Source organism: Stenotrophomonas sp., assembly GCF_032099025.1.
Lineage (GTDB): Bacteria > Pseudomonadota > Gammaproteobacteria > Xanthomonadales > Xanthomonadaceae > Stenotrophomonas.
Genome location: NZ_DAMCID010000002.1, coordinates 71,675 through 90,343, shown reverse-complemented (window position 1 = coordinate 90,343; position 18,669 = coordinate 71,675). Strand labels below are relative to the sequence as shown.

Annotated in this window: 13 protein-coding genes; 9 read left to right on the top strand and 4 right to left on the bottom strand. The window is 68.2% G+C overall.

Going from position 1 to position 18,669, the window contains the following annotated elements:
* Window positions 1-51 precede the first annotated feature (51 nt).
* The 4 genes from aceB to RT456_RS02600 all read left to right on the top strand — a co-directional run bounded on the left by aceB (window position 52) and on the right by RT456_RS02600 (window position 6,843).
* Window positions 52-1,701: a malate synthase A gene (gene aceB / locus RT456_RS02615; RefSeq protein WP_313342102.1), complete on the top strand. Its 1,650-nt coding sequence runs from the start codon at window positions 52-54 to the stop codon at window positions 1,699-1,701.
* Window positions 1,702-1,720: 19 nt separating this feature from the next.
* Window positions 1,721-3,004, top strand: a complete 1,284-nt coding sequence (gene aceA, locus RT456_RS02610) for an isocitrate lyase (RefSeq protein WP_313342100.1) — start codon at window positions 1,721-1,723, stop codon at window positions 3,002-3,004.
* A gap of 281 nt (window positions 3,005-3,285) precedes the next feature.
* On the top strand, window positions 3,286-4,329 hold the full coding sequence (locus tag RT456_RS02605; RefSeq protein ID WP_313342098.1) for a GGDEF domain-containing protein: 1,044 nt from the start codon (window positions 3,286-3,288) through the stop codon (window positions 4,327-4,329).
* Window positions 4,330-4,341: 12 nt separating this feature from the next.
* Window positions 4,342-6,843 carry a putative peptide modification system cyclase gene (locus tag RT456_RS02600; RefSeq protein ID WP_313342096.1) on the top strand — a complete coding sequence of 834 codons (2,502 nt, stop codon included), beginning with the start codon at window positions 4,342-4,344 and terminating at the stop codon, window positions 6,841-6,843.
* Window positions 6,844-6,848: 5 nt separating this feature from the next.
* On the opposite strand, the gene RT456_RS02595 is transcribed toward RT456_RS02600, so the two are convergent.
* Window positions 6,849-7,157 carry an NHLP-related RiPP peptide gene (locus tag RT456_RS02595; protein ID WP_313342093.1) on the bottom strand — a complete coding sequence of 103 codons (309 nt, stop codon included), beginning with the start codon at window positions 7,155-7,157 and terminating at the stop codon, window positions 6,849-6,851.
* 120 nt (window positions 7,158-7,277) lie between these two features.
* Here RT456_RS02595 and RT456_RS02590 point away from each other — a divergent pair, with 120 nt between their 5' ends.
* Together RT456_RS02590 and RT456_RS02585 are read left to right on the top strand one after the other, a co-directional pair.
* On the top strand, window positions 7,278-8,450 hold the full coding sequence (locus RT456_RS02590) for a putative peptide maturation dehydrogenase (RefSeq protein WP_313342090.1): 1,173 nt from the start codon (window positions 7,278-7,280) through the stop codon (window positions 8,448-8,450).
* 78 nt (window positions 8,451-8,528) lie between these two features.
* Window positions 8,529-10,442: a putative peptide modification system cyclase gene (locus RT456_RS02585; RefSeq protein ID WP_313342087.1), complete on the top strand. Its 1,914-nt coding sequence runs from the start codon at window positions 8,529-8,531 to the stop codon at window positions 10,440-10,442.
* Window positions 10,443-10,544: 102 nt separating this feature from the next.
* On the opposite strand, the gene RT456_RS02580 is transcribed toward RT456_RS02585, so the two are convergent.
* The 3 genes from RT456_RS02580 to RT456_RS02570 are packed head-to-tail and all read right to left on the bottom strand — an operon-like array spanning window position 10,545 to window position 15,369.
* Window positions 10,545-12,527, bottom strand: coding sequence for an acetyl/propionyl/methylcrotonyl-CoA carboxylase subunit alpha (locus RT456_RS02580; protein WP_313342084.1), 1,983 nt, complete (start codon window positions 12,525-12,527; stop codon window positions 10,545-10,547).
* 55 nt (window positions 12,528-12,582) lie between these two features.
* The gene (locus RT456_RS02575) at window positions 12,583-14,193 is read right to left on the bottom strand and encodes a carboxyl transferase domain-containing protein (RefSeq protein WP_313342081.1); all 1,611 of its coding nucleotides are present in this window, start codon (window positions 14,191-14,193) and stop codon (window positions 12,583-12,585) included.
* A gap of 12 nt (window positions 14,194-14,205) precedes the next feature.
* Entirely contained in the window at window positions 14,206-15,369 is a 1,164-nt protein-coding gene (locus RT456_RS02570; RefSeq protein WP_313342078.1) for an isovaleryl-CoA dehydrogenase, read from the bottom strand.
* Window positions 15,370-15,471: 102 nt separating this feature from the next.
* Between RT456_RS02570 and RT456_RS02565 the strand changes: the two genes are divergently transcribed.
* The 3 genes from RT456_RS02565 (at window position 15,472) to RT456_RS02555 (ending at window position 18,440) form a co-directional block, all read left to right on the top strand.
* Window positions 15,472-16,077, top strand: coding sequence for a TetR/AcrR family transcriptional regulator (locus tag RT456_RS02565; RefSeq protein WP_313342075.1), 606 nt, complete (start codon window positions 15,472-15,474; stop codon window positions 16,075-16,077).
* Between the two features lie 115 nt (window positions 16,078-16,192).
* On the top strand, window positions 16,193-16,711 hold the full coding sequence (locus RT456_RS02560; protein WP_313342072.1) for a c-type cytochrome: 519 nt from the start codon (window positions 16,193-16,195) through the stop codon (window positions 16,709-16,711).
* A gap of 289 nt (window positions 16,712-17,000) precedes the next feature.
* Entirely contained in the window at window positions 17,001-18,440 is a 1,440-nt protein-coding gene (locus tag RT456_RS02555) for an ExeM/NucH family extracellular endonuclease (RefSeq protein ID WP_313342070.1), read from the top strand.
* Window positions 18,441-18,669: the final 229 nt, after the last annotated feature.

Below are 18,669 nucleotides of genomic sequence, written 5' to 3'. Positions count from 1 at the left end.
ATACCACACCCCGGCGCACGGTGGAGTCCACCCGCACCGCAGGAGTTGGACATGTCCGCTGTCGCCGCTTTCGCCACCGCCCAGCCCACCCCGGCCGATGCCCCGGCCACGCCGGGGATCGCCCTGACCACCCAGCTCGCCGGGCAGTCGGCGCTGCTGCCGGCCGGGGTACTGGCGCTGCTGGTGTCGCTGCACCGCGCGGTGGAGCCCGAGCGCCAGCGTCGCCTGCAGGCCCGCCGTGAGCGCCAGGCGTTCTTCGACGGCGGCGGCCTGCCGGACTTCCGTGCAGACACCGCCACGATCCGCAGCGAGGACTGGCGCGTGGCGCCGATCCCGGAGGCGCTGCAGGACCGCCGTGTGGAGATCACCGGCCCGACCGATCCGAAGATGGTCATCAACGCGCTGAACTCCGGCGCCAAGGTGTTCATGGCCGACTTCGAGGATTCCACCGCGCCGGCCTGGCGCAACCTGCTGGCCGGCCAGCAGGCGCTGATCGGTGCGGTGCGCGGCGACCTGACCCACACCGCCCCGGACGTGGATGGCAAGCCGGGCAAGCAGTACGCGCTGCGCCCGTTGAACGAGCAGGCGGTGCTGATCGTGCGCCCGCGCGGCTGGCACCTGGACGAGAAGCACGTGCGCATCGACGGCCAGCCGCTGGCCGGCGGCCTGTTCGATGCGGCGGTGTTCGCCTTCCATAACGCCCGCACCCTGATGTGCCGCCAGCGCGGCCCGTACTTCTACCTGCCCAAACTGCAGTCGATGGAAGAGGCGGCGCTGTGGGAAACCGCGCTGTCGCACATCGAGGGCATGCTCGGCCTGCCGCACGGCCAGATCAAGGTCACCGTGCTGATCGAGACGCTGCCGGCGGTGTTCGAGATGGATGAGATCCTGCACGCGCTGCGCGACCGCATCGTCGGCCTGAACTGCGGCCGCTGGGACTACATCTTTTCGTACATCAAGACCTTCCGTGCGCATGCGGACAAGGTGCTGCCCGAGCGGGGCCAGGTCACCATGACCCAGCCGTTCCTGAAGGCGTATTCCGAACTGCTGATCCAGACCTGTCACCGCCGCGGTGCGCATGCGATGGGCGGCATGGCCGCGCAGATTCCGATCAACCACGACCCGGCCGCGAACGAGCAGGCCATGGCCCGCGTGCGCGCGGACAAGCTGCGCGAAGTCACCGCCGGCCACGACGGCACCTGGGTCGCGCACCCGGCGCTGATCCCGGTGGCGCAGGCGATCTTCGACGAACACATGCCCGGCCCGAACCAGCACGGCGTACTGCGCCGCGATGTGCAGGCCGACCGTGATGCGCTCATCGCCGCCCCGACCGGCACCATCACCCGCGCCGGCTTCGAGGGCAACGTGGAGGTGTGCGTGCGCTACCTGGCCGCGTGGCTGGACGGCAACGGCTGCGTCCCCATCCATCACCTGATGGAAGACGCGGCCACTGCCGAGATCAGCCGCAGCCAGCTGTGGCAGTGGCTGCATGTTCCCGGCCAGCACCTGGACGACGGCACCGCGATCGACCTGCCGCTGCTCGACGCCACCCTGGCACGACTGCCGGCGCGGCTCGGCGACCGCGGCACGCTGCCGGGTGGGGCGCGCATCGACGAGGCGATCGCGCTGCTGGGTGAGCTGAGCCGTCGCGACGCACTGACCGATTTCCTGACCCTGCCGGCCTACGACCGGATCGATTGACCCATCCTGGAGAAACGACATGACCAAGCTGCCGACCGCCGAACAGATCCAGCACGAATGGAACACCGACCCGCGCTGGGCCGGCATCGAGCGCAACTACAGCGCCGACGACGTGGTGCGCCTGCGCGGCACCGTGCACGTGGAGCATTCGCTGGCCCGGCTGGGCGCGGAGAAGCTGTGGACGTACCTGCATGAAAAGGACTTCGTCAACGCGCTGGGCGCGCTGACCGGCAACCAGGCCATGCAGCAGGTCAAGGCCGGCCTCAACGCCATCTACCTGTCCGGCTGGCAGGTCGCCGCCGACGCCAACCTGGCCGGCCAGATGTACCCCGACCAGTCGCTGTACCCGGCCGACTCGGTCCCCGCAGTGGTCAAGCGCATCAACAACACCCTGCTGCGCGCCGACCAGCTGCATCACGCCGAAGGCAAGGACGATATCGATTTCCTGCAGCCGATCGTGGCCGATGCCGAAGCCGGCTTCGGCGGCGTGCTCAATGCCTTCGAGCTGATGAAGGCGATGATCGAGGCCGGCGCCGCCGGCGTGCACTTCGAAGACCAGCTGGCCTCGGTGAAGAAGTGCGGCCACATGGGCGGCAAGGTGCTGGTGCCCACCCGCGAGGCGATCGAGAAGTTGAACGCCGCGCGCCTGGCCGCTGACGTGCTGGGCGTGCCGACCCTGCTGGTGGCGCGCACCGACGCCGAGGCCGCCGATCTGCTCACCAGCGACATCGACGCCAACGACCAGCCGTTCGCCACCGGCGAGCGCACCGTGGAAGGCTTCTACAAGACCCGCAACGGCCTGGACCAGGCGATCAGCCGCGGCCTGGCCTATGCGCCGTATGCCGACCTGATCTGGTGCGAGACCGGCAAGCCGGACCTGGAGTTCGCGCGTAAATTTGCCGAAGCGATCCACGCGAAGTTCCCGGGCAAGCTGCTGGCCTACAACTGCTCGCCCAGCTTCAACTGGAAGAAGAACCTGGACGACGCCACCATCGCCACGTTCCAGAAGGAGATCGCGAAGTACGGCTACAAGTTCCAGTTCATCACCCTGGCTGGCTTCCATGCCCTGAACTACTCCATGTTCAACCTGGCCCACGGCTATGCCCGCCGCCAGATGAGTGCCTTCGTCGAGCTGCAGGAAGCCGAGTTCGCCGCCGCCGACCGTGGCTTCACGGCGGTCAAGCACCAGCGCGAGGTCGGCACCGGCTACTTCGACGCGGTCACCCAGGCCATCCAGCAGGGCCAGTCTTCGACCACCGCCCTGACCGGCTCGACCGAGGAAGAGCAATTCCGGGCCGCGTAATGCCGGCCGCGGGCCGGCTCCCCGGACATCCACCCCACGCACAAGGCCGCCCTGTAGGGGCGGCCCTTATTTTCTATGCCACCGCCAGGTGCTACGTTCCGCACCAAGGCACCATGCGGTAGGGAATGGCCGGTTCAACCCGGTTGCCGCGTAAGGGAGGAATGGGCCGGAGCGCCGGGCAATTTTTGGGCGCCTGGGAATGGAATTGTGATGAGGCGCACACTTTAAAGGAGTGCTATCCTCATCTGCTCACCGGGGGACGCTGGGAAGCGGGTGTTGTGATGACCGGCAAGTTTGCGACGAATGTGTGCGAACCAGAACCAGGCATCGCCCAGACCGCGATGGCTGACATTGTGCATGCCGTACTGAGCGCGGGTGAGTTCGCCCTGTTCGCCGAGTTCGGCCAGCAACGCCATCTGCATGCGGGGGAACACCTGTTCCTGCGCAACCAGGGTGGCGACACCATGTATGTCATCGTCAGTGGCGGCATCGAGCTCGACTTCGGCGAGGACCTGGTGGTCAAGTCGCTGGGGCCGCATGAATTCTTCGGTGAACTCGGCCTGCTGATCGGCGACCATCCGCGCAGCGCCGACGCACAGGCCACCACCGACAGCGTGGTGCTCGAGCTCAGCCATGGCGACTTCCAGCGCCTGGTCGATCGTGACCCGGGCCTGGTGGCCTACTTCCTGCGGCGCACGATCATGCGCGTGGTCAGCAACGAACAGGTCCTGATCCGCCAGCTGCGCCGGCGCAACCATGACCTGGAAGCGGCGCTGGACAACCTTTACGTCACCACCCACCAGCTCACCCACACCCGCGAGCTGGTCGGTACCGACGAACTGACCGGCCTGCACAACCGGCGGGGTCTCGCGCTGTACCTGCAGGAATGCCGCAGCCACCACGCCGCGGCACCGCAGGGCCTGCTGCTGATCGACTGCGACCAGTTCAAGCAGGTCAACGACGAATACGGCCACCAGGCCGGCGACCGCGTGCTGCAGAGCGTGGCCAACATCCTGCGTTCGCTGGCCACCGAGCAGGACCGCGCCTGCCGGCTGGGCGGGGACGAGTTCTGCCTGCTGCTGCGTGGCGCCGACCCGGACACCCTGCAGCATGCCGCCGAGTTCATCCTCAGTGCCGTGCATGGTTTGATGGGGCGTGCCACCGGCCAGCCCCACGTGTGCCCGGTCAGTATCGGCGTGTGCCTGCTGGACCCCCAAAGCGACTGGAGCGAGTGGTACGCTCGCGCCGACAATGCGCTGTACCAGGCCAAGCGCCTGGGCGGCAACCGGCTGCACTGGTCGCGTGCCGCGACCGCCAAGCCCTGACGGAACTCCCGCATGAATGGCGACATCGGAACGTCGACCCAGGCCCCCCAGCTGCGCGCGCTGCTGTTCACCGACCTGTGCGATTCGGTAGTGCTGGTCGAGCGCATCGGCGACACCGCCGCCGCCGAGCTGTTCCAGCAGCACGACCGGTTGGTGCTGACACTTCAGCAGCAGTGGAACGGTCACCAGATCGATCGCTCGGACGGGTTGTTCCTGTTGTTCGAACGCACCATCGACGGGCTGGGTTTCGCCCTGGACTACCAGCGCGGCCTGCAGCAGCTCGGGCGGGAGCGCGGCGTTGAACTGCGCGCCCGCGCGGGCCTGCATGTGGGCGAAGTGCTGACCTGGGAAAACAGTGCCGAGGCCATCAAGGCCGGCGCCAAGTCGCTGGAGGTCGAGGGCCTGGCCAAGCCGATGGCCGCGCGCCTGATGACCCTGGCGCGGCCCGGGCAGATCCTGCTGTCGGCGGTGGCCGAATCGCTGACCCGGCGCGCCACCTCTGAACTGGGCGAGCGTGCCGACCGTCTTGTATGGAAGTCGCACGGCCGCTGGCGCTTCAAGGGGATTCCCACCACGCAGGAAGTGATCGAGGTCGGCGAGGTCGGTTTCACGCCCCTGCGCATGCCGCGCGCCACCGCCAAGGCTCGCCGCGACATTCCCCTGTGGCGACAGCCCGCAGCACTGGCCGCCGAGGTGGCCGTAGCGGCGATGCTCGCCGTGGGCGGATGGGTGCTGCTGCGCCCGGAACCGGCCATCGCCTTCGCCGAGCGTGACTGGGTGGTAATGGCCGACATGCAGAACCTGACGGGCAATGCGCTTCTCGACGATTCGCTGCAGCAGGCCTTCCGCATCAGCCTGGAGCAGTCGCGCTACGTCAACGTGATCAGCGAGATGAAAGCCCGTGAGACCCTGTCGCGCATGCGGGTGGCGGCACGCGCGCGCATCGATCGCAATCTTGCTAGTGAAGTGGCACTGCGTGATGGTGCGCGAGCCGTGATCCTGCCCAGCGTCGCCGAGATCGGTGGCCGTTTGCGGATCAGCATCGAAGTGATCGATCCGTCGAATCAGAGCACCATCTATGTGCTGGCGCGTGATGCGCGTAGCCTCGATGGGCTGCTGGCGTCGGTGGACAACGTCACCGTCGGACTGCGTGATCGCCTCGGTGAATCGGAAGATGCCATTCGCCAAGCCTCTGAGGCGCTGCCGGACGTCACCACCGACAACCTCGATGCGCTGAAAATCTATGCGATCGGCATCAAGGCTTACAGTGAGCGACGATTGGATGACGCGCGCGCGTTGTTCCAGAAGGCGGTGGAGGTCGACCCTGAGTTCGCACTGGCCTACGCAGGCATCATGCGTACCTACGTCAGCCAGGCCGAAGCCGATCGCGGTGAGCCGTACCTGCGCAAGGCCGCCTCGCTCCGCTCGCACCTGCCAACCCGCGACCGGCTCTACATCGATGCGTGGACGGCCGAATTCGAGCCGCATCCTTCGCGAAACGCACCAGAGAAATGGCGGGTGCTGGCGCAGATATATCCCGACGTAATCGGTGCGCAACACAACTACGCGTGGGCCGAATACCTTATCGGCAACTTGGATGCATCCTTCCTCGCAGCGGGCAGAGTGGCTGCATCCAAGGAACCGCTGCGCTACGTAGGCCGCGATCTGGTCGGCCGCATCCACCTCACCCGTGGTGAGTTCGGGCACGCAAAGGCCGCATTCACCGACGCCGAGCGGATAAGCGGTTCACTGCCCGGCAGGCGTCATGCCGCGGCACTGGCCGCGCAGGGCGAAACCGAGGCGGCACTGGCGATATTGCAGAAGCGGGGCAGGGAAGAACCTGGCGATCCGTTGCTGCACATCGAATGGACGGCGGCATTGATGGATGCACGGCGCGCCGAGGCCGCAGTCAAAGTCGCCCGGGACGGACTGGCCCTGACCGGGACAACTCCCAACGTGGTTATCAGTGGCCCGCTACGCATCGGTGAGCTGGCGGCACGGTTCGGTACCGCTGCCCCCCCTTCACGCAGGGAACTGCAGGTGCTGACCGAAGAGATGCTGCATGCGGCCGAGCACGCCGGTGCCGGTGAACGCGATGACCTGGTGGGGATAGCGCTGGCGTCTGCGCGCCTAAGCCAACGTTTCGCCCAGCAGCCAGTACTCCCGGAAACGATGAAGCGCCTGGAGCAGGTGGTCGTCCTGTCCGGCCATTCGCGCAGCATGGCGATGATGGCGGTAGTGCATGCCGACCAGTGGCGTCTTGCGGGGCAGCCTGCGCGGGCCATAGAGCAGTTGCGACCACTCGACAAGGCGACCGACATAGTGCAATGGCACGTGGCCATGCGCGACGCCATGACCGCCGCCGGCGACAGTCAGGGAGCGGCCGCGCAGACCCGTTGGCTGTCGCGGCATCGGGGGAAGGCATATGCCGACCCGGTGGGCGCCCAGGCGTTCGTGGTGATGAACGTGGTGGACGTTCCGCTGGCCGAAGCTTCTGCTGCGACCAGCGGATGACGGCATCAGGCCTTGTCGTCGAAGCAGAACACCACGGTGTGGGCTCCTTCCGAGGTCAGGCTGTGCTTGAGCCGGTCGCGTGCATCAGCGATGGCTTCCTTGCTCGCCAGCGAGCTTACCCGCAGGCAAGAAGGCCCAAGCAGCGCCGCGTCGGCCTGCTTGTCGGTCAGTCCGGCGGCGATCAAGGCCGCATGCGGATCTGCGGCGAACACGGCGCGGAACGCGTCGTCGTTCGCCAGCAGGTCCAGCAAGTGGTTGGCGATGGTATCCGGCAGCGGCGGGTGCGCAACTTTCTCTTCGTTTGAACTGTTCATTGGGATCCCCTGTTATCCACACTTTTGCGGGACGATCCCGCATAAGCGGCGCCAAGCATAGCGCTGCGGAACTTGCTTCGTCATCGCGTTCCGCACGTATCCTCCACTTACCGAAACCGCATGAACGTCAGACGCTGCAGCACCCTGTTCCTCGAGCCTTGTGAGATTCCCCGTTTTGACCTTGCCAGCCTGTTCCAAGGCGGCGACGGCATGGTGCTGCGTACGGAGATTCGAGCCTGGACCGGCCATCTCGATGGCCACAGGGTGGTCAGCCCGGCACAGGCAGCGTGGCTTCTGCAATGCAGTGCCGAGCGCTGGCAGCCACTGCCGGACGAGCCGGGGGAGGCGGCGATCGTGTGTGAACTGCTGGCCAAAGGCCTGCTGCTCAGCGATGCGCCGGAGGCGGCTGGCGCTACCGTTGCGCGCGAAGACCAGACCCTGCGACGCAGCTACTGGTGGCCACTGGCCGCCGTGCACCATCGGCAGTCGCGCTGGCAGGGCGTGGACAGCGTGGCCGACATGCAGCGCAACCAGATGGTGACGCCCGCCGATCTGCAGCGCACCCTGGGATCGGCACCCCCCGCCACCCTGGATGCGGTGGGGCTGGCTCCCGCCGTGCCGTTGCCGCCCGTGCCGGCCGACGAACTGCAGCAGCTGCTGGCGCGTCGCGTCACCTGCCGCAACTTCGACCGACAGCGCGCGCTGCCGCTGGCAGTCCTCTCCAGCGTGCTGCAACAGACCCTGCAGGCGCAGGGAAGCGTCGAGCCCGTGCCGGGCCTCACGTTCCTGAAGAAGCATGTGCCCTCTGCAGGCAGCCTGCACCCGACCGAAGCGTACCTGCTGCTGCGCAACGTGGAGGGCGTGGCGCCGGGTCTCTACCACTATCACCCCGTGCGCCACGAGCTTCGCTGGATCGAGCCCCCCGGAGGCACACTGCCGCACGCCCAGGACCTGCTGGCCGGGCAACACTGGTTTGCCGACGCGCCGGCACTGGTGCTGCTGGTGTGCAGGTTCGAGCGCAGCCTGTGGAAGTACCGCAACCACAGCAAGGTGCACCGTGCCATGGTGCTTGATGCCGGGCACGTATCGCAGGCGCTGTACACCGCTGCGACCGCGCAGGGGCTGGGGGCTTTCGTCACCTCTGCGATCAATGAGCGCGACATCGAAGCGCTGCTGTCGCTGGACCCGATGCGCCAGGGACCCTTGGCGATCTGTGGGCTGGGCTGGCGCGACGCACGGAAGACGACGGCCGAACTCGACCCCAATGCCGCCGTCTGGCCCGTCGACGGATGAGCGCGAGGCCGGTGGGTCGGGTCCGGCGGGGGCGGGGATGGTGATACGCTCGGCGCGGCCACCGGCAGCAAGGGTCGCATGGCGCGACCGCCGGGCCCTGATGGAACTGCACGCATGAACGGCGACACCGTACCCTCAACCCGGCCTGCAGCGCACAGGCGACCTTTCTGGCGCCGGCCGGCGACGTTGGCTGCCGAGCTGGTCCTGCTCGCGGTGGTCGGCGTGGGCGCCTGGGTCCTGCTGCGGCCCGCACCGGCGATCGCCTTTGCCGAACGGGACTGGGTGGTGCTGGCCGACGTGGACAATGCAAGCGGCCAGCCGCTGTTCGACGAATCGCTGCAACGTGCGTTGTTGATGAGCCTGGAGCAGTCGACGTACGTCAATGTGCTGTCCGACAGCAAAGTGACCGAATCGCGCGAGCTGTTGCGCGTGTCACCCGAGCGGCCGCTGGATGTCGCGTTGGCGAGCGACGTCGCCGCGCGTGAAGGCGCGCGGATGGTGCTGGCCCCGAGCATTCGCCGTATGAGCGGACACTACGTCATCAGCGTGGACCTGTTCGACCCGGCAAGTCGCGCGGTGGTGGAAAGCTACCGGGCGGAGGCGGCCAGCGACAAGGGCGTCATGACGGCCGTGGATGACGTGGTGGGCCGGCTGCGGGCCGGGCTGGGTGAGTCGGTGGCGTCGGTACGGCAATCGGTACCGCTGCCACAGGCCTCCACCGCCAACCTGCAGGCGCTGAAATCCTTCGCACTTGCGGAAAGCGCGCTCGGCCGCCGGCGTTTCACCGAATCAGCCAAGCTCTACGAAGCGGCGCTGGATGCCGATCCCGACTTTGCCCTGGCGCACATGGGGCTGGCAAAACTGCTGGTGCGGGTGGAAAAGCGTGCCGAAGCCCAGCCGCACCTGGCGCGTGCGCTGGCGGTGCATCAACGTCTACCGCACCGCGAACGGCTGTACCTCAAGGCCTGGACCAACGAGCTGAGTGCCGACGCCTGGCCCCTGGACGATTGGCGGGTGCTGGCCGACATCTATCCGGACTCCTACGCCGGGCTGTCCAACACCTCCTGGTACCTGCTGCTGGACAACCGCTATGACGAGTCGGAGCGTTACGCGCGCGCCGCCGCCGTACCGCAGGACCCGATGCGTGCCTATCCGATCGCGCACCTGGGTTGGATCCAGTTGGCCACCAACCGTTACGACGAAGCGCTGCGCAGCTTCCAGCTGTCCGAGCAGTTGACCGGGCGGCAGGCCAGTGACCCCCAGGCGGACGTCCTGATCGCCATGCGTCGCTACAAGGACGCACAGCTGCTGCTGACGAAGCTGGCAAAGCCCCGCGATGAACTGCAGGCCCTGATGAATGTCCGGGTCCGGGTCCTGCTGGCCGCCGACCAGGATGACTGCACGGGCATGGTGGACGCGCTGTCGTCGGAACCGGCGCCCAGCTCGCCCGATTTCCGCGTGCATGCCGCGCTGATGCGGGCCGTGGTGGACACCGCGTGCCAGCAGGGCGAGGCCAGGGCGCTGGCCGACATCGCCATGCAGTTGCGGCCGCTGCTGGCCGAAACGACCCACCCGAGCATGCCCGACCGCGTGTTGCGGCTGCTGTCGCTGGTCTACCTCGCGCAGCGAGCGGGCGACCATCCGCTGGCTGACCGGCTGCTGGCCGAGTTCGACGCGCAGGTGGTGACGCAGAAGAATCCAATGATCGGCAAGTGGCGCGCGGTGGTGCTGGCCATGCAGCAGATTGGCCGTGACGCGCCGGCGCAGTCGGTGGCGCTGCTGCAGCCGCTGCTGGACGGCAGCGAACCGGTGCAGGCGCATGTCGCGCTGCGCGAGGCCTACCGCCGGCTTGGCGATGCCGCCGCGTTCCAGAAGCAGAACGAGTGGCTGTTCGAGAACCGGGGCAGGGCGATCGCCGAGATCGCCAATACGCAGCTCATGCAGCCGTTGAACGTGCATGACACGGTGTCGGACGCTACGTTGCGGCAGTGAGCGCACGTCGTGATCCGGCGCTGCGATGACACCCATGGGGTGTCACTACGTTGATGCGTAGGGACACGCCATGCGTGTCCGCTCTTCGTTCCGGCAACGCGATTACGTGGCCTCGAAATCCACCAGCACCGCGCCGTCGCCCACCTGGTCGCCGGCTTTGACCCGGTAACCCTGCACCGTGCCGTCGGCCGGGGCCTGCAGGGTGTGCTCCATCTTCATCGCCTCCAGCACCAGCAGCGGCGTACCGCGTACCACCCGGGTGCCCGGCGCCAGCAGCGTGGCGACGATGCGACCCGGCATCGGCGCCACCAGGCTGCCGGCGTCGGCCACGGCCTGGTCGGCTTCGCTGACCGGGTCATGCAGGGTGAAGCGCTGCACGCCGTCGCTGCCGAACAGGTACAGCTCGCTGCCATCGCGGACCACGCGGGCGCGGTGCAGGGTCTCTCCTGCCTGCAACGCCAGCCGGTCGCCGGTCATCCGGCCCTGGGCTGCGACCGTGGTGCCGCCCACCTCGATCGACCAGGCCTCGCCGTGCCCTTCAATCGCCACGTCCTGCTGGCCGCCGCGATGCTCCAGCGTCAGCCGGCGCGCCGCGCGCTGGCCCAGCCGCCAGCCATCGCGTGCCTGCCACGGGGAGTGCGGGTCGCGCGCATCCACCGCCGCCGCTGCATCCGTGGCTACCGCCGCCACCGCCGCCAGCGCCCACAGGCCCGCGTCGGTCTCACCGTGATGCGGCGCCAGCGCGGCCTGCTCGCGTTCGATCAGCGCGGTATCCAGCTTTGCCTGCGCGAACGAATCGGTCATCACCAGCCGGCGCAGGAAGGCCGCGTTGGTGGTGACGCCCACCACCTCGCACTCGGCCAGCGCCTGCTGCATGCGGCGCAGCGCCGCATCGCGGTCCACGTCCCAGACGATCAGCTTGGCAATCATCGGGTCGTAGAACGGGGTGATCGCATCGCCCTCCTCGACACCCGCATCCACGCGCACGTGCGCGCTGGCGGCGGGCATGCGCAGGTGGCGCAGCGTGCCGGTGGAGGGCAGGAAGCCGCGGTCGGCGTCCTCGGCATACAGGCGTGCTTCCAGCGCGTGCCCGTTGATCTGCAGCTGCTCCTGCCGCAGCGGCAGCGGCTCGCCGCTGGCCACGCGCAGCTGCCACTCCACCAGGTCGGTGCCGGTGATGCATTCGGTCACCGGGTGCTCCACCTGCAGGCGGGTGTTCATTTCCATGAAGTAGAAATCGCCTTCGGGGCCGGCGATGAACTCCACCGTGCCGGCGCCCACATAGTTCACCGCGCGCGCCGCATCCACCGCCGCCTTGCCCATCGCGGCACGACGCTCGGGTGTCATGCCCGGGGCGGGCGCTTCTTCCAGCACCTTCTGGTGGCGGCGCTGCACCGAGCAGTCGCGCTCGAACAGGTACACCACGTTGCCGTGGCTGTCGCCGAACACCTGGATCTCGATATGCCGCGGCCGCTCCACGTACTTTTCCACCAGCACGTGCGCATTGCCGAATGCCGACTGCGCCTCGCGCTGGCAGCTGGCCAGCGCTTCGGTGAACGCCGCGCTGTCCTCCACTTTGCGCATGCCCTTGCCGCCGCCGCCCGCGCTGGCCTTGATCAGCACCGGGTAGCCGATGCCATCGGCCTGGCCGCGCAGGAACGCCGGGTCCTGTGCATCGCCGTGGTAGCCCGGCGTCAACGGCACGCCGGCCTGCGCCATCAGCGCCTTGGCCGCGCTCTTGTCGCCCATCGCGCGGATCGCCGCAGCGGAGGGACCGATGAAGACAATGCCGGCCTCGGCGCAGGCCTGCGCGAAGCCGGCGTTCTCGGACAGGAACCCGTAGCCCGGGTGGATCGCCTGCGCGCCGGTACGGCGTGCCGCGTCCAGGATGGCCTCCGCGCGCAGGTAGCTCTCGCGTGCCGGCGCCGGGCCGATGCCCACGGCTTCGTCGGCCAGCCGCACATGGCGCGCGTTGCGGTCCGCGTCGGAGTACACCGCCACGGTGGCAATGCCCAGCCGGCGGCAGGTGGCGATGATGCGGCAGGCGATTTCGCCACGGTTGGCGATCAGGATCTTGGTGAACATGGAAGTCTCGTTGCGCAGGCCAGGGGCGGCGGTGCCCTGCGGCACCGCCCGTGCGTTACATGCGGAACACGCCGAATCCGGTCTTCCGCGCCGGTGCGTTGAGGCTGGCCGACAACGCCAGGCCCAGCACGCGGCGCGTATCGGCCGGATCGATCACGCCGTCGTCCCACAGCCGCGCGCTGGCGTAATAGGGGTGGCCCTGCTGCTCGAACTGTTCGCGGATCGGCGCCTTGAAGCCGTCCTCCTCGTCCGCAGACCACTGACCACCCTTGGCCTCGATACCATCGCGCTTGACCGTGGCCAAAACGCTGGCGGCCTGTTCGCCGCCCATCACGCCGATGCGCGCGTTCGGCCACATCCACAGGAAGTTGGGCGAGTAGGCGCGGCCGCACATGCCGTAGTTGCCGGCCCCGAACGAACCGCCGATCACCACGGTGAACTTGGGCACCTTCGCGCAGGCCACCGCCATCACCAGCTTGGCACCGTCCTTGGCGATGCCGCCGTGTTCGTACTTGCGGCCCACCATGAACCCGGTGATGTTCTGCAGGAACACCAGCGGAATGCCGCGCTGCGTGCACAGTTCGATGAAATGCGCACCCTTCAGCGCCGACTCCGAGAACAGGATGCCGTTGTTGGCGATGATGCCCACCGGGTAGCCGTGCAGGTGTGCGAAGCCGGTGACCAGCGTGTTGCCGTAGCGCGGCTTGAATTCGTCGAAGCGCGAGTCGTCCACCACGCGCATGATCACTTCGCGCACGTCGTAGGGCTTGCGCGTATCGGCGGGAATCACGCCATACAGCTCGTCAGCGCTGTAGCGCGGCTCGACCGGTGCCTGCATCGCCAGGGTGGGCTCCGGCTTGCGCCAGTTGAGCTGGGCGATGATCGCGCGGACCCGCGCCAAGGCCTGCAGGTCGTTGTCGGCCATGTGGTCGGCCACGCCGGAAATGCGCGTATGCACGTCCGCGCCACCGAGTTCTTCGGCGGTGACCACTTCACCGGTGGCGGCCTTCACCAGCGGCGGGCCGCCGAGGAAGATGGTGCCCTGTTCGCGCACGATCACCGTCTCATCGCTCATCGCCGGCACGTAGGCGCCGCCGGCGGTGCACGAGCCCATCACGCAGGCGATCTGCGGAATGCCCTGCGCGGAGAGATTGGCCTGGTTGTAGAAGATCCGGCCGAAATGGTCGCGGTCCGGGAACACCTCATCCTGCAGCGGCAGGAACGCGCCGCCGGAGTCGACCAGGTAGATGCACGGCAGCCGGTTCTGTTCGGCCACTTCCTGCGCACGCAGGTGCTTCTTCACCGTCATCGGGTAATAGGTGCCGCCCTTGACCGTGGCATCGTTGGCCACGATCACGCATTCCACGCCCGACACGCGGCCGATCCCGGCCACCACGCCGGCGCTGGGAATCGGATCGCCATACATGCCGTGTGCGGCCAGCGGCGCGATCTCCAGGAACGCGCTGCCGGGGTCGAGCAGGGCATCGATGCGGTCACGCACCAGCAGCTTGCCGCGCGCCGTGTGTTTCTGCCGCGCCGCCTCGCTGCCGCCCAGCGCGGTCTGCGCCAGGGTGGCGCGCAGGTCGTCCACCACGGCCTGCAGCGCGGCGCGGTTGGCTTCAAAGGTCTCGCTGCCCGGTTGCAGCTGCGTGCTCAATACCGTCATGGGGGTGGGCCCTTACTTGGTGCGCTGGAACAGTTCGCGACCGATCAGCATGCGGCGGATTTCCGAGGTGCCGGCGCCGATCTCATACAGCTTGGCGTCGCGCCACAGGCGTCCGGTCGGGTACTCGTTGATGTAGCCGTTGCCGCCCAGGATCTGGATGGCCTGGCCGGTGAGCCAGGTCGCTTTCTCGGCCGAATACAGGATCGCACCGGCCGCGTCCTGGCGGGTGGTACGGCCCTGGTCGCAGGCGCGTGCCACCGCGTAGACATACGCGCGGCACGCATTGAGGCCCACGTACATGTCGGCCAGCTTGGCCTGGATCAGCTGGAACGTACCGATCGCCTCGCCGAACTGCTTGCGCTCGTGCACGTAGGGCATCACCACGTCCATGCCCGCCGCCATCAGGCCCAGCGGACCGCCGGACAGCACCACGCGCTCGTAGTCCAGCCCGGACATCAGCACCTTCACCCCGCCACCCACCGTGCCCAGCACGTTGGCCTCGGGCACTTCGCAGTCTTCGAACACCAGCTCGCAGGTGTTGGAGCCGCGCATGCCCAGCTTGTCCAGCTTCTGCGCGGTGGAGAAGCCCTTCATGCCTTTCTCCACCAGGAACGCGGTGATGCCCTTGGCGCCGGCGTCCGGGTCGGTCTTGGCGTACACCACCAGCACATCGGCGTCGGGGCCGTTGGTGATCCACATCTTGTTGCCGTTGAGCACATAGTGGTCGCCACGCTTGTCCGCGCGCAGCTTCATCGACACCACGTCCGAGCCTGCGCCCGGTTCGCTCATCGCCAGCGCGCCGACCTTTTCGCCGCTGCACAGGCCGGGCAGGAAGCGCTGCTTCTGTTCTTCGGTGCCGTTCTTGCGCAGCTGGTTCACGCACAGGTTCGAGTGTGCGCCGTACGACAGGCCGATGCCGCCCGACGCGCGCGAGATTTCCTCCATCGCCACCACATGGGCCAGGTAACCCATGCCGCTGCCGCCGTATTCTTCTTCCACGGTCAGGCCGAGCAGGCCCTGTTCGCCGAGCTTGCGCCACAGCGGGTGCGGGAACAGGTTCTCCTCGTCGGCCTTGGCGGCCAGCGGCGCGATCTCCACCGAGGCAAAATGGGCCACGCTCTGGCGGAGCATGTCGATCTCTTCGCCGAGGTCGAAGTTCATGGTGGGGACGTGCATGAGGCGGCTCCGCAACGGCTGGATGGGGTCGAATGCGCCCAGCCTAGCCCTCGCCGGGGCAAAAGTGAACACAAATTCAAAAATTGAACATAGAATCAACAAATGGCCTACAAACGCTCGCCCCTGATGGAAGAACGCCTGGCCGGAGCCCGTGAACGGATCCTGCTGGCCACCCGTGCCCTGGTGGCGGCGGGCGGCTACCGCAATGCGCCGGTGACCGCCGTGGCGGCCGAGGCGGGGGTCTCCACCGGGTTGATCTACCGGCACTTCCCGTCCAAGGCCGAGCTGTTCGTGGAGGTGCTGACCGCCGCGGTGGAGCACGAGCTGCGCATCTTCGAGGCCATTGCCGCCGAGCCGCTGCCCGCGCCCGAGCGCCTGCGCCGGGCCATCACCGCCTTCGTGCGCCGCGCCCTGGCCGGCCCCGGCCTGGCGTATGCCTTCATCGCCGAACCGGTGGACCCGGAAGTGGAAGCCGAGCGCATCCGCTGCCGCCGTCTGTTCGGTGAGGTGTTCCGGCGCATCGTCGCCGATGGCGTCGAGGCGGGCACCTTCCCGGCGCAGGACACCCATGTCGCTGCCGCCTGCATCGTTGGTGCGTTCACCGAGGCGCTGGTGGGGCCGACCGCCCCCAGCCGCGACGCGCACGGGGACGAAGATGCACTGGTTGAATCCATCTGCGTGTTCTGCCTGCGCGCCGCCGGCGGCTGACCGGCGACCGATGCTGCATTGCGGCAGCCGGCGGCGGCTTGCAGAGCGCCGCCGCCGCTGGTCATACTCGACCGACAAGCCGTGGTCCAACGACTACCAGCCAGGGGTATAGAGAGTGCGGAATTACGACCTCGAGTTCCTGAAACGCTTCTCCATGGTCATCGCGCTGTTGATGGCCATAACGCTCGGATTGATCCTGTTCGCCGCGTACCTGCACACCCGCATTCCCCCTGAAATCTCGCCCCAGGCGGCCAAGCGCACCGAACTGCGCATTGCCCCCGCCGGCGCGGTCTATGCCGGCAGCACCGGTGCCGCCGACCAGGCGGCAGCCAAGGCGGCCGCCCTGGCCAAGGCCGCCTCGCAGGTGGCCTACGGTGGCACCACCGACGGCAAGGTGATCTTCGACAACCTGTGCACGGCCTGCCACACCACCGGTGTGGGCCAGGCGCCCACGCTGGACCACGCCCACTGGGATGAGCGCCTCGCCCAGGGCAAGGACACCCTCTACAAGCACGCCACCGAGGGTTACACCGGCCCCGATGGCGGGATCATGCCGCCCAAGGGCGGCAACCCGGCGCTGACCGAAGAGCAGATCCACGCCACCGTGGATTGGATGTTGGCGAACCTGAAATAACCCACGTAGAGCCACGCCCTGCGTGGCTGCGGCGAACCCCGCCACGCCCAGATTCCACGTAGAGCCACGCCCTGCGTGGCTGCGCGAACCCCGCCACGCCCAACATTCCACGTAGAGCCGCGCCCTGCGTGGCTGCGTGAACCCCGCCACGCCCGACATCTGCCACGCAGGGCGTGGCACTACGGGTCCGGGATCGCCCGATTTGCCGGGTCAGGCCAACCGCTCCGCCCACCACGCCACCGCCACAATTCCGCATTACCCTGTGCACCCGTTTCCGGAATCGCCGTCGATGCGCCGTCGCTCCCTCGCTCTTGCCCTGTCGCTGATGCTGCCCGCCACCGCGTTCGCCCAGGCCCAGCCGCAGCCACACCCGACCGCATCGACCCCGGCGACCTCCGCCACCGTCACCCTCACCGCCGCGCCCGCCGACTGGCGCGCGCTGGACGGCCAGCACGTGCGCATCGCCGCGCCGCTCACCCTGGCCGGTACCGACGGCCTGACCCGCTTCGGCGAACTCACCGTGGCCTTCGAGGGTCGCCTCTGGCAGCCCAGCGAAGTGGCCGCCCCCGGCACTGACGCGCACGCCAAGGTCATTGCCGAGAACCAGCGCCGCCGCCTGCTGCTCGATGACGGCAGCACCGCGCGCGATCCCGGCCCGGTGGCGTACCTGCCGGCCGGCGCCACCCTGCGTACCGGCACCGTGCTGCGCAATGTGGAAGGCATCGTGCACGTGGATGCCAAGGGCACCCCGCGCCTGCAGGTCACCACGCCGTTGACGCTGCCGGCGCTGGCACGCCCGGCCGCCCCGGCTGTACCGGGCGCGCTCAAGGTGGCGGCCTTCAACCTGGAAAACTTCTTCAACGGCGACGGCCAGGGCGGCGGTTACCCGACCCTGCGCGGCGCCCGCACCCAGGCCGAACACCAGGCGCAGACCGCCAAGCTGGTGGCCACCATCAACGCCCTCGGCGCGGACGTGGCGGCGCTGATGGAGCTGGAGAACGACGGCTACGGCCCGCAGTCGGCCATCGCCGAATTCGTCGGCGCGCTCAACGCCAACCGGGGCAAGGACGCGGACTGGCGCTTCATCGACGCCGGCAAGGGCCCGGGCGAGAATCCGATCCGGGTCGGCATCATCTACCGCGCCTCGCGCGTCACCCCGGTCGGCGCGCCGGCCGTGCTGGACACCGCGCCGTTCGGTCCGCACAGCCGCGTGCCGCTGGCGCAGGCGTTCCGGGCGGGCAAGGGCGCCCCGTTCGTGGTGGTCGCCAACCACTTCAAGTCCAAGGGCTGCTCCGAGGCCAGCGCTGCCGACGCCGACCAGAACGACGGCCAGGCCTGCTGGAACGCCACCCGCGTCGAATCGGCCCGCCTGCTCAACCAGTGGCTGGCCACCGACCCGACCCATGCCGGCACCGCGGACGCGATCCTGCTGGGCGACTTCAACGCCTATGCGATGGAAGCGCCGGTCCGCACCCTGCACGACGCCGGCTGGCGCGATGCCTTCGCCGTGGCCAAGGTCGAGCGTCCCTACAGTTATGTCTACAACGGCATGACCGGCCGCCTCGACCATGCGCTGCTCAGCCCGGGCATGGCCAAGCGCCTGCGCGGCGCGGCCGAGTGGCATATCAATGCCGACGAAGCCGACGACGTGGGCTACCGCGACCGCAACGTGGCAGGCCCGTGGCGCAGTTCGGACCACGATCCGTTGATCCTGGGTTTCGACAAATAGCCGACCGGTGCCGCAGCCACGCAGGGCGTGGCTCTACGGCCCATGTTCGATACGAACGCCGGTAGAGCCACGCCCTGCGTGGCTGCGCTCTACGCGGCCCATGTGCGATACGAACGCCGGTAGAGCCACGCCCTGCGTGGCTGCGCTCTACGCGCCCCATGTGCGATACGAACACCGGTAGAGCCACGCCCTGCGTGGCTGCGCTCTACGCGGCCCATGTGCGATACGA

What these genes read in the sequence shown, in the direction of transcription:
- RT456_RS02580 (WP_313342084.1), bottom strand. Translation starts at nt 12,527, where the DNA reads ATGTTCACCAAGATCCTGATCGCCAACCGTGGCGAAATCGCCTGCCGC.
- RT456_RS02565 (WP_313342075.1), top strand. Translation starts at nt 15,472, where the DNA reads ATGGCCTACAAACGCTCGCCCCTGATGGAAGAACGCCTGGCCGGAGCC.
- aceB (WP_313342102.1), top strand. Translation starts at nt 52, where the DNA reads ATGTCCGCTGTCGCCGCTTTCGCCACCGCCCAGCCCACCCCGGCCGAT.
- RT456_RS02605 (WP_313342098.1), top strand. Translation starts at nt 3,286, where the DNA reads ATGACCGGCAAGTTTGCGACGAATGTGTGCGAACCAGAACCAGGCATC.
- RT456_RS02590 (WP_313342090.1), top strand. Translation starts at nt 7,278, where the DNA reads ATGAACGTCAGACGCTGCAGCACCCTGTTCCTCGAGCCTTGTGAGATT.
- aceA (WP_313342100.1), top strand. Translation starts at nt 1,721, where the DNA reads ATGACCAAGCTGCCGACCGCCGAACAGATCCAGCACGAATGGAACACC.
- RT456_RS02600 (WP_313342096.1), top strand. Translation starts at nt 4,342, where the DNA reads ATGAATGGCGACATCGGAACGTCGACCCAGGCCCCCCAGCTGCGCGCG.
- RT456_RS02555 (WP_313342070.1), top strand. Translation starts at nt 17,001, where the DNA reads ATGCGCCGTCGCTCCCTCGCTCTTGCCCTGTCGCTGATGCTGCCCGCC.
- RT456_RS02585 (WP_313342087.1), top strand. Translation starts at nt 8,529, where the DNA reads ATGGCGCGACCGCCGGGCCCTGATGGAACTGCACGCATGAACGGCGAC.
- RT456_RS02595 (WP_313342093.1), bottom strand. Translation starts at nt 7,157, where the DNA reads ATGAACAGTTCAAACGAAGAGAAAGTTGCGCACCCGCCGCTGCCGGAT.
- RT456_RS02570 (WP_313342078.1), bottom strand. Translation starts at nt 15,369, where the DNA reads ATGCACGTCCCCACCATGAACTTCGACCTCGGCGAAGAGATCGACATG.
- RT456_RS02575 (WP_313342081.1), bottom strand. Translation starts at nt 14,193, where the DNA reads ATGACGGTATTGAGCACGCAGCTGCAACCGGGCAGCGAGACCTTTGAA.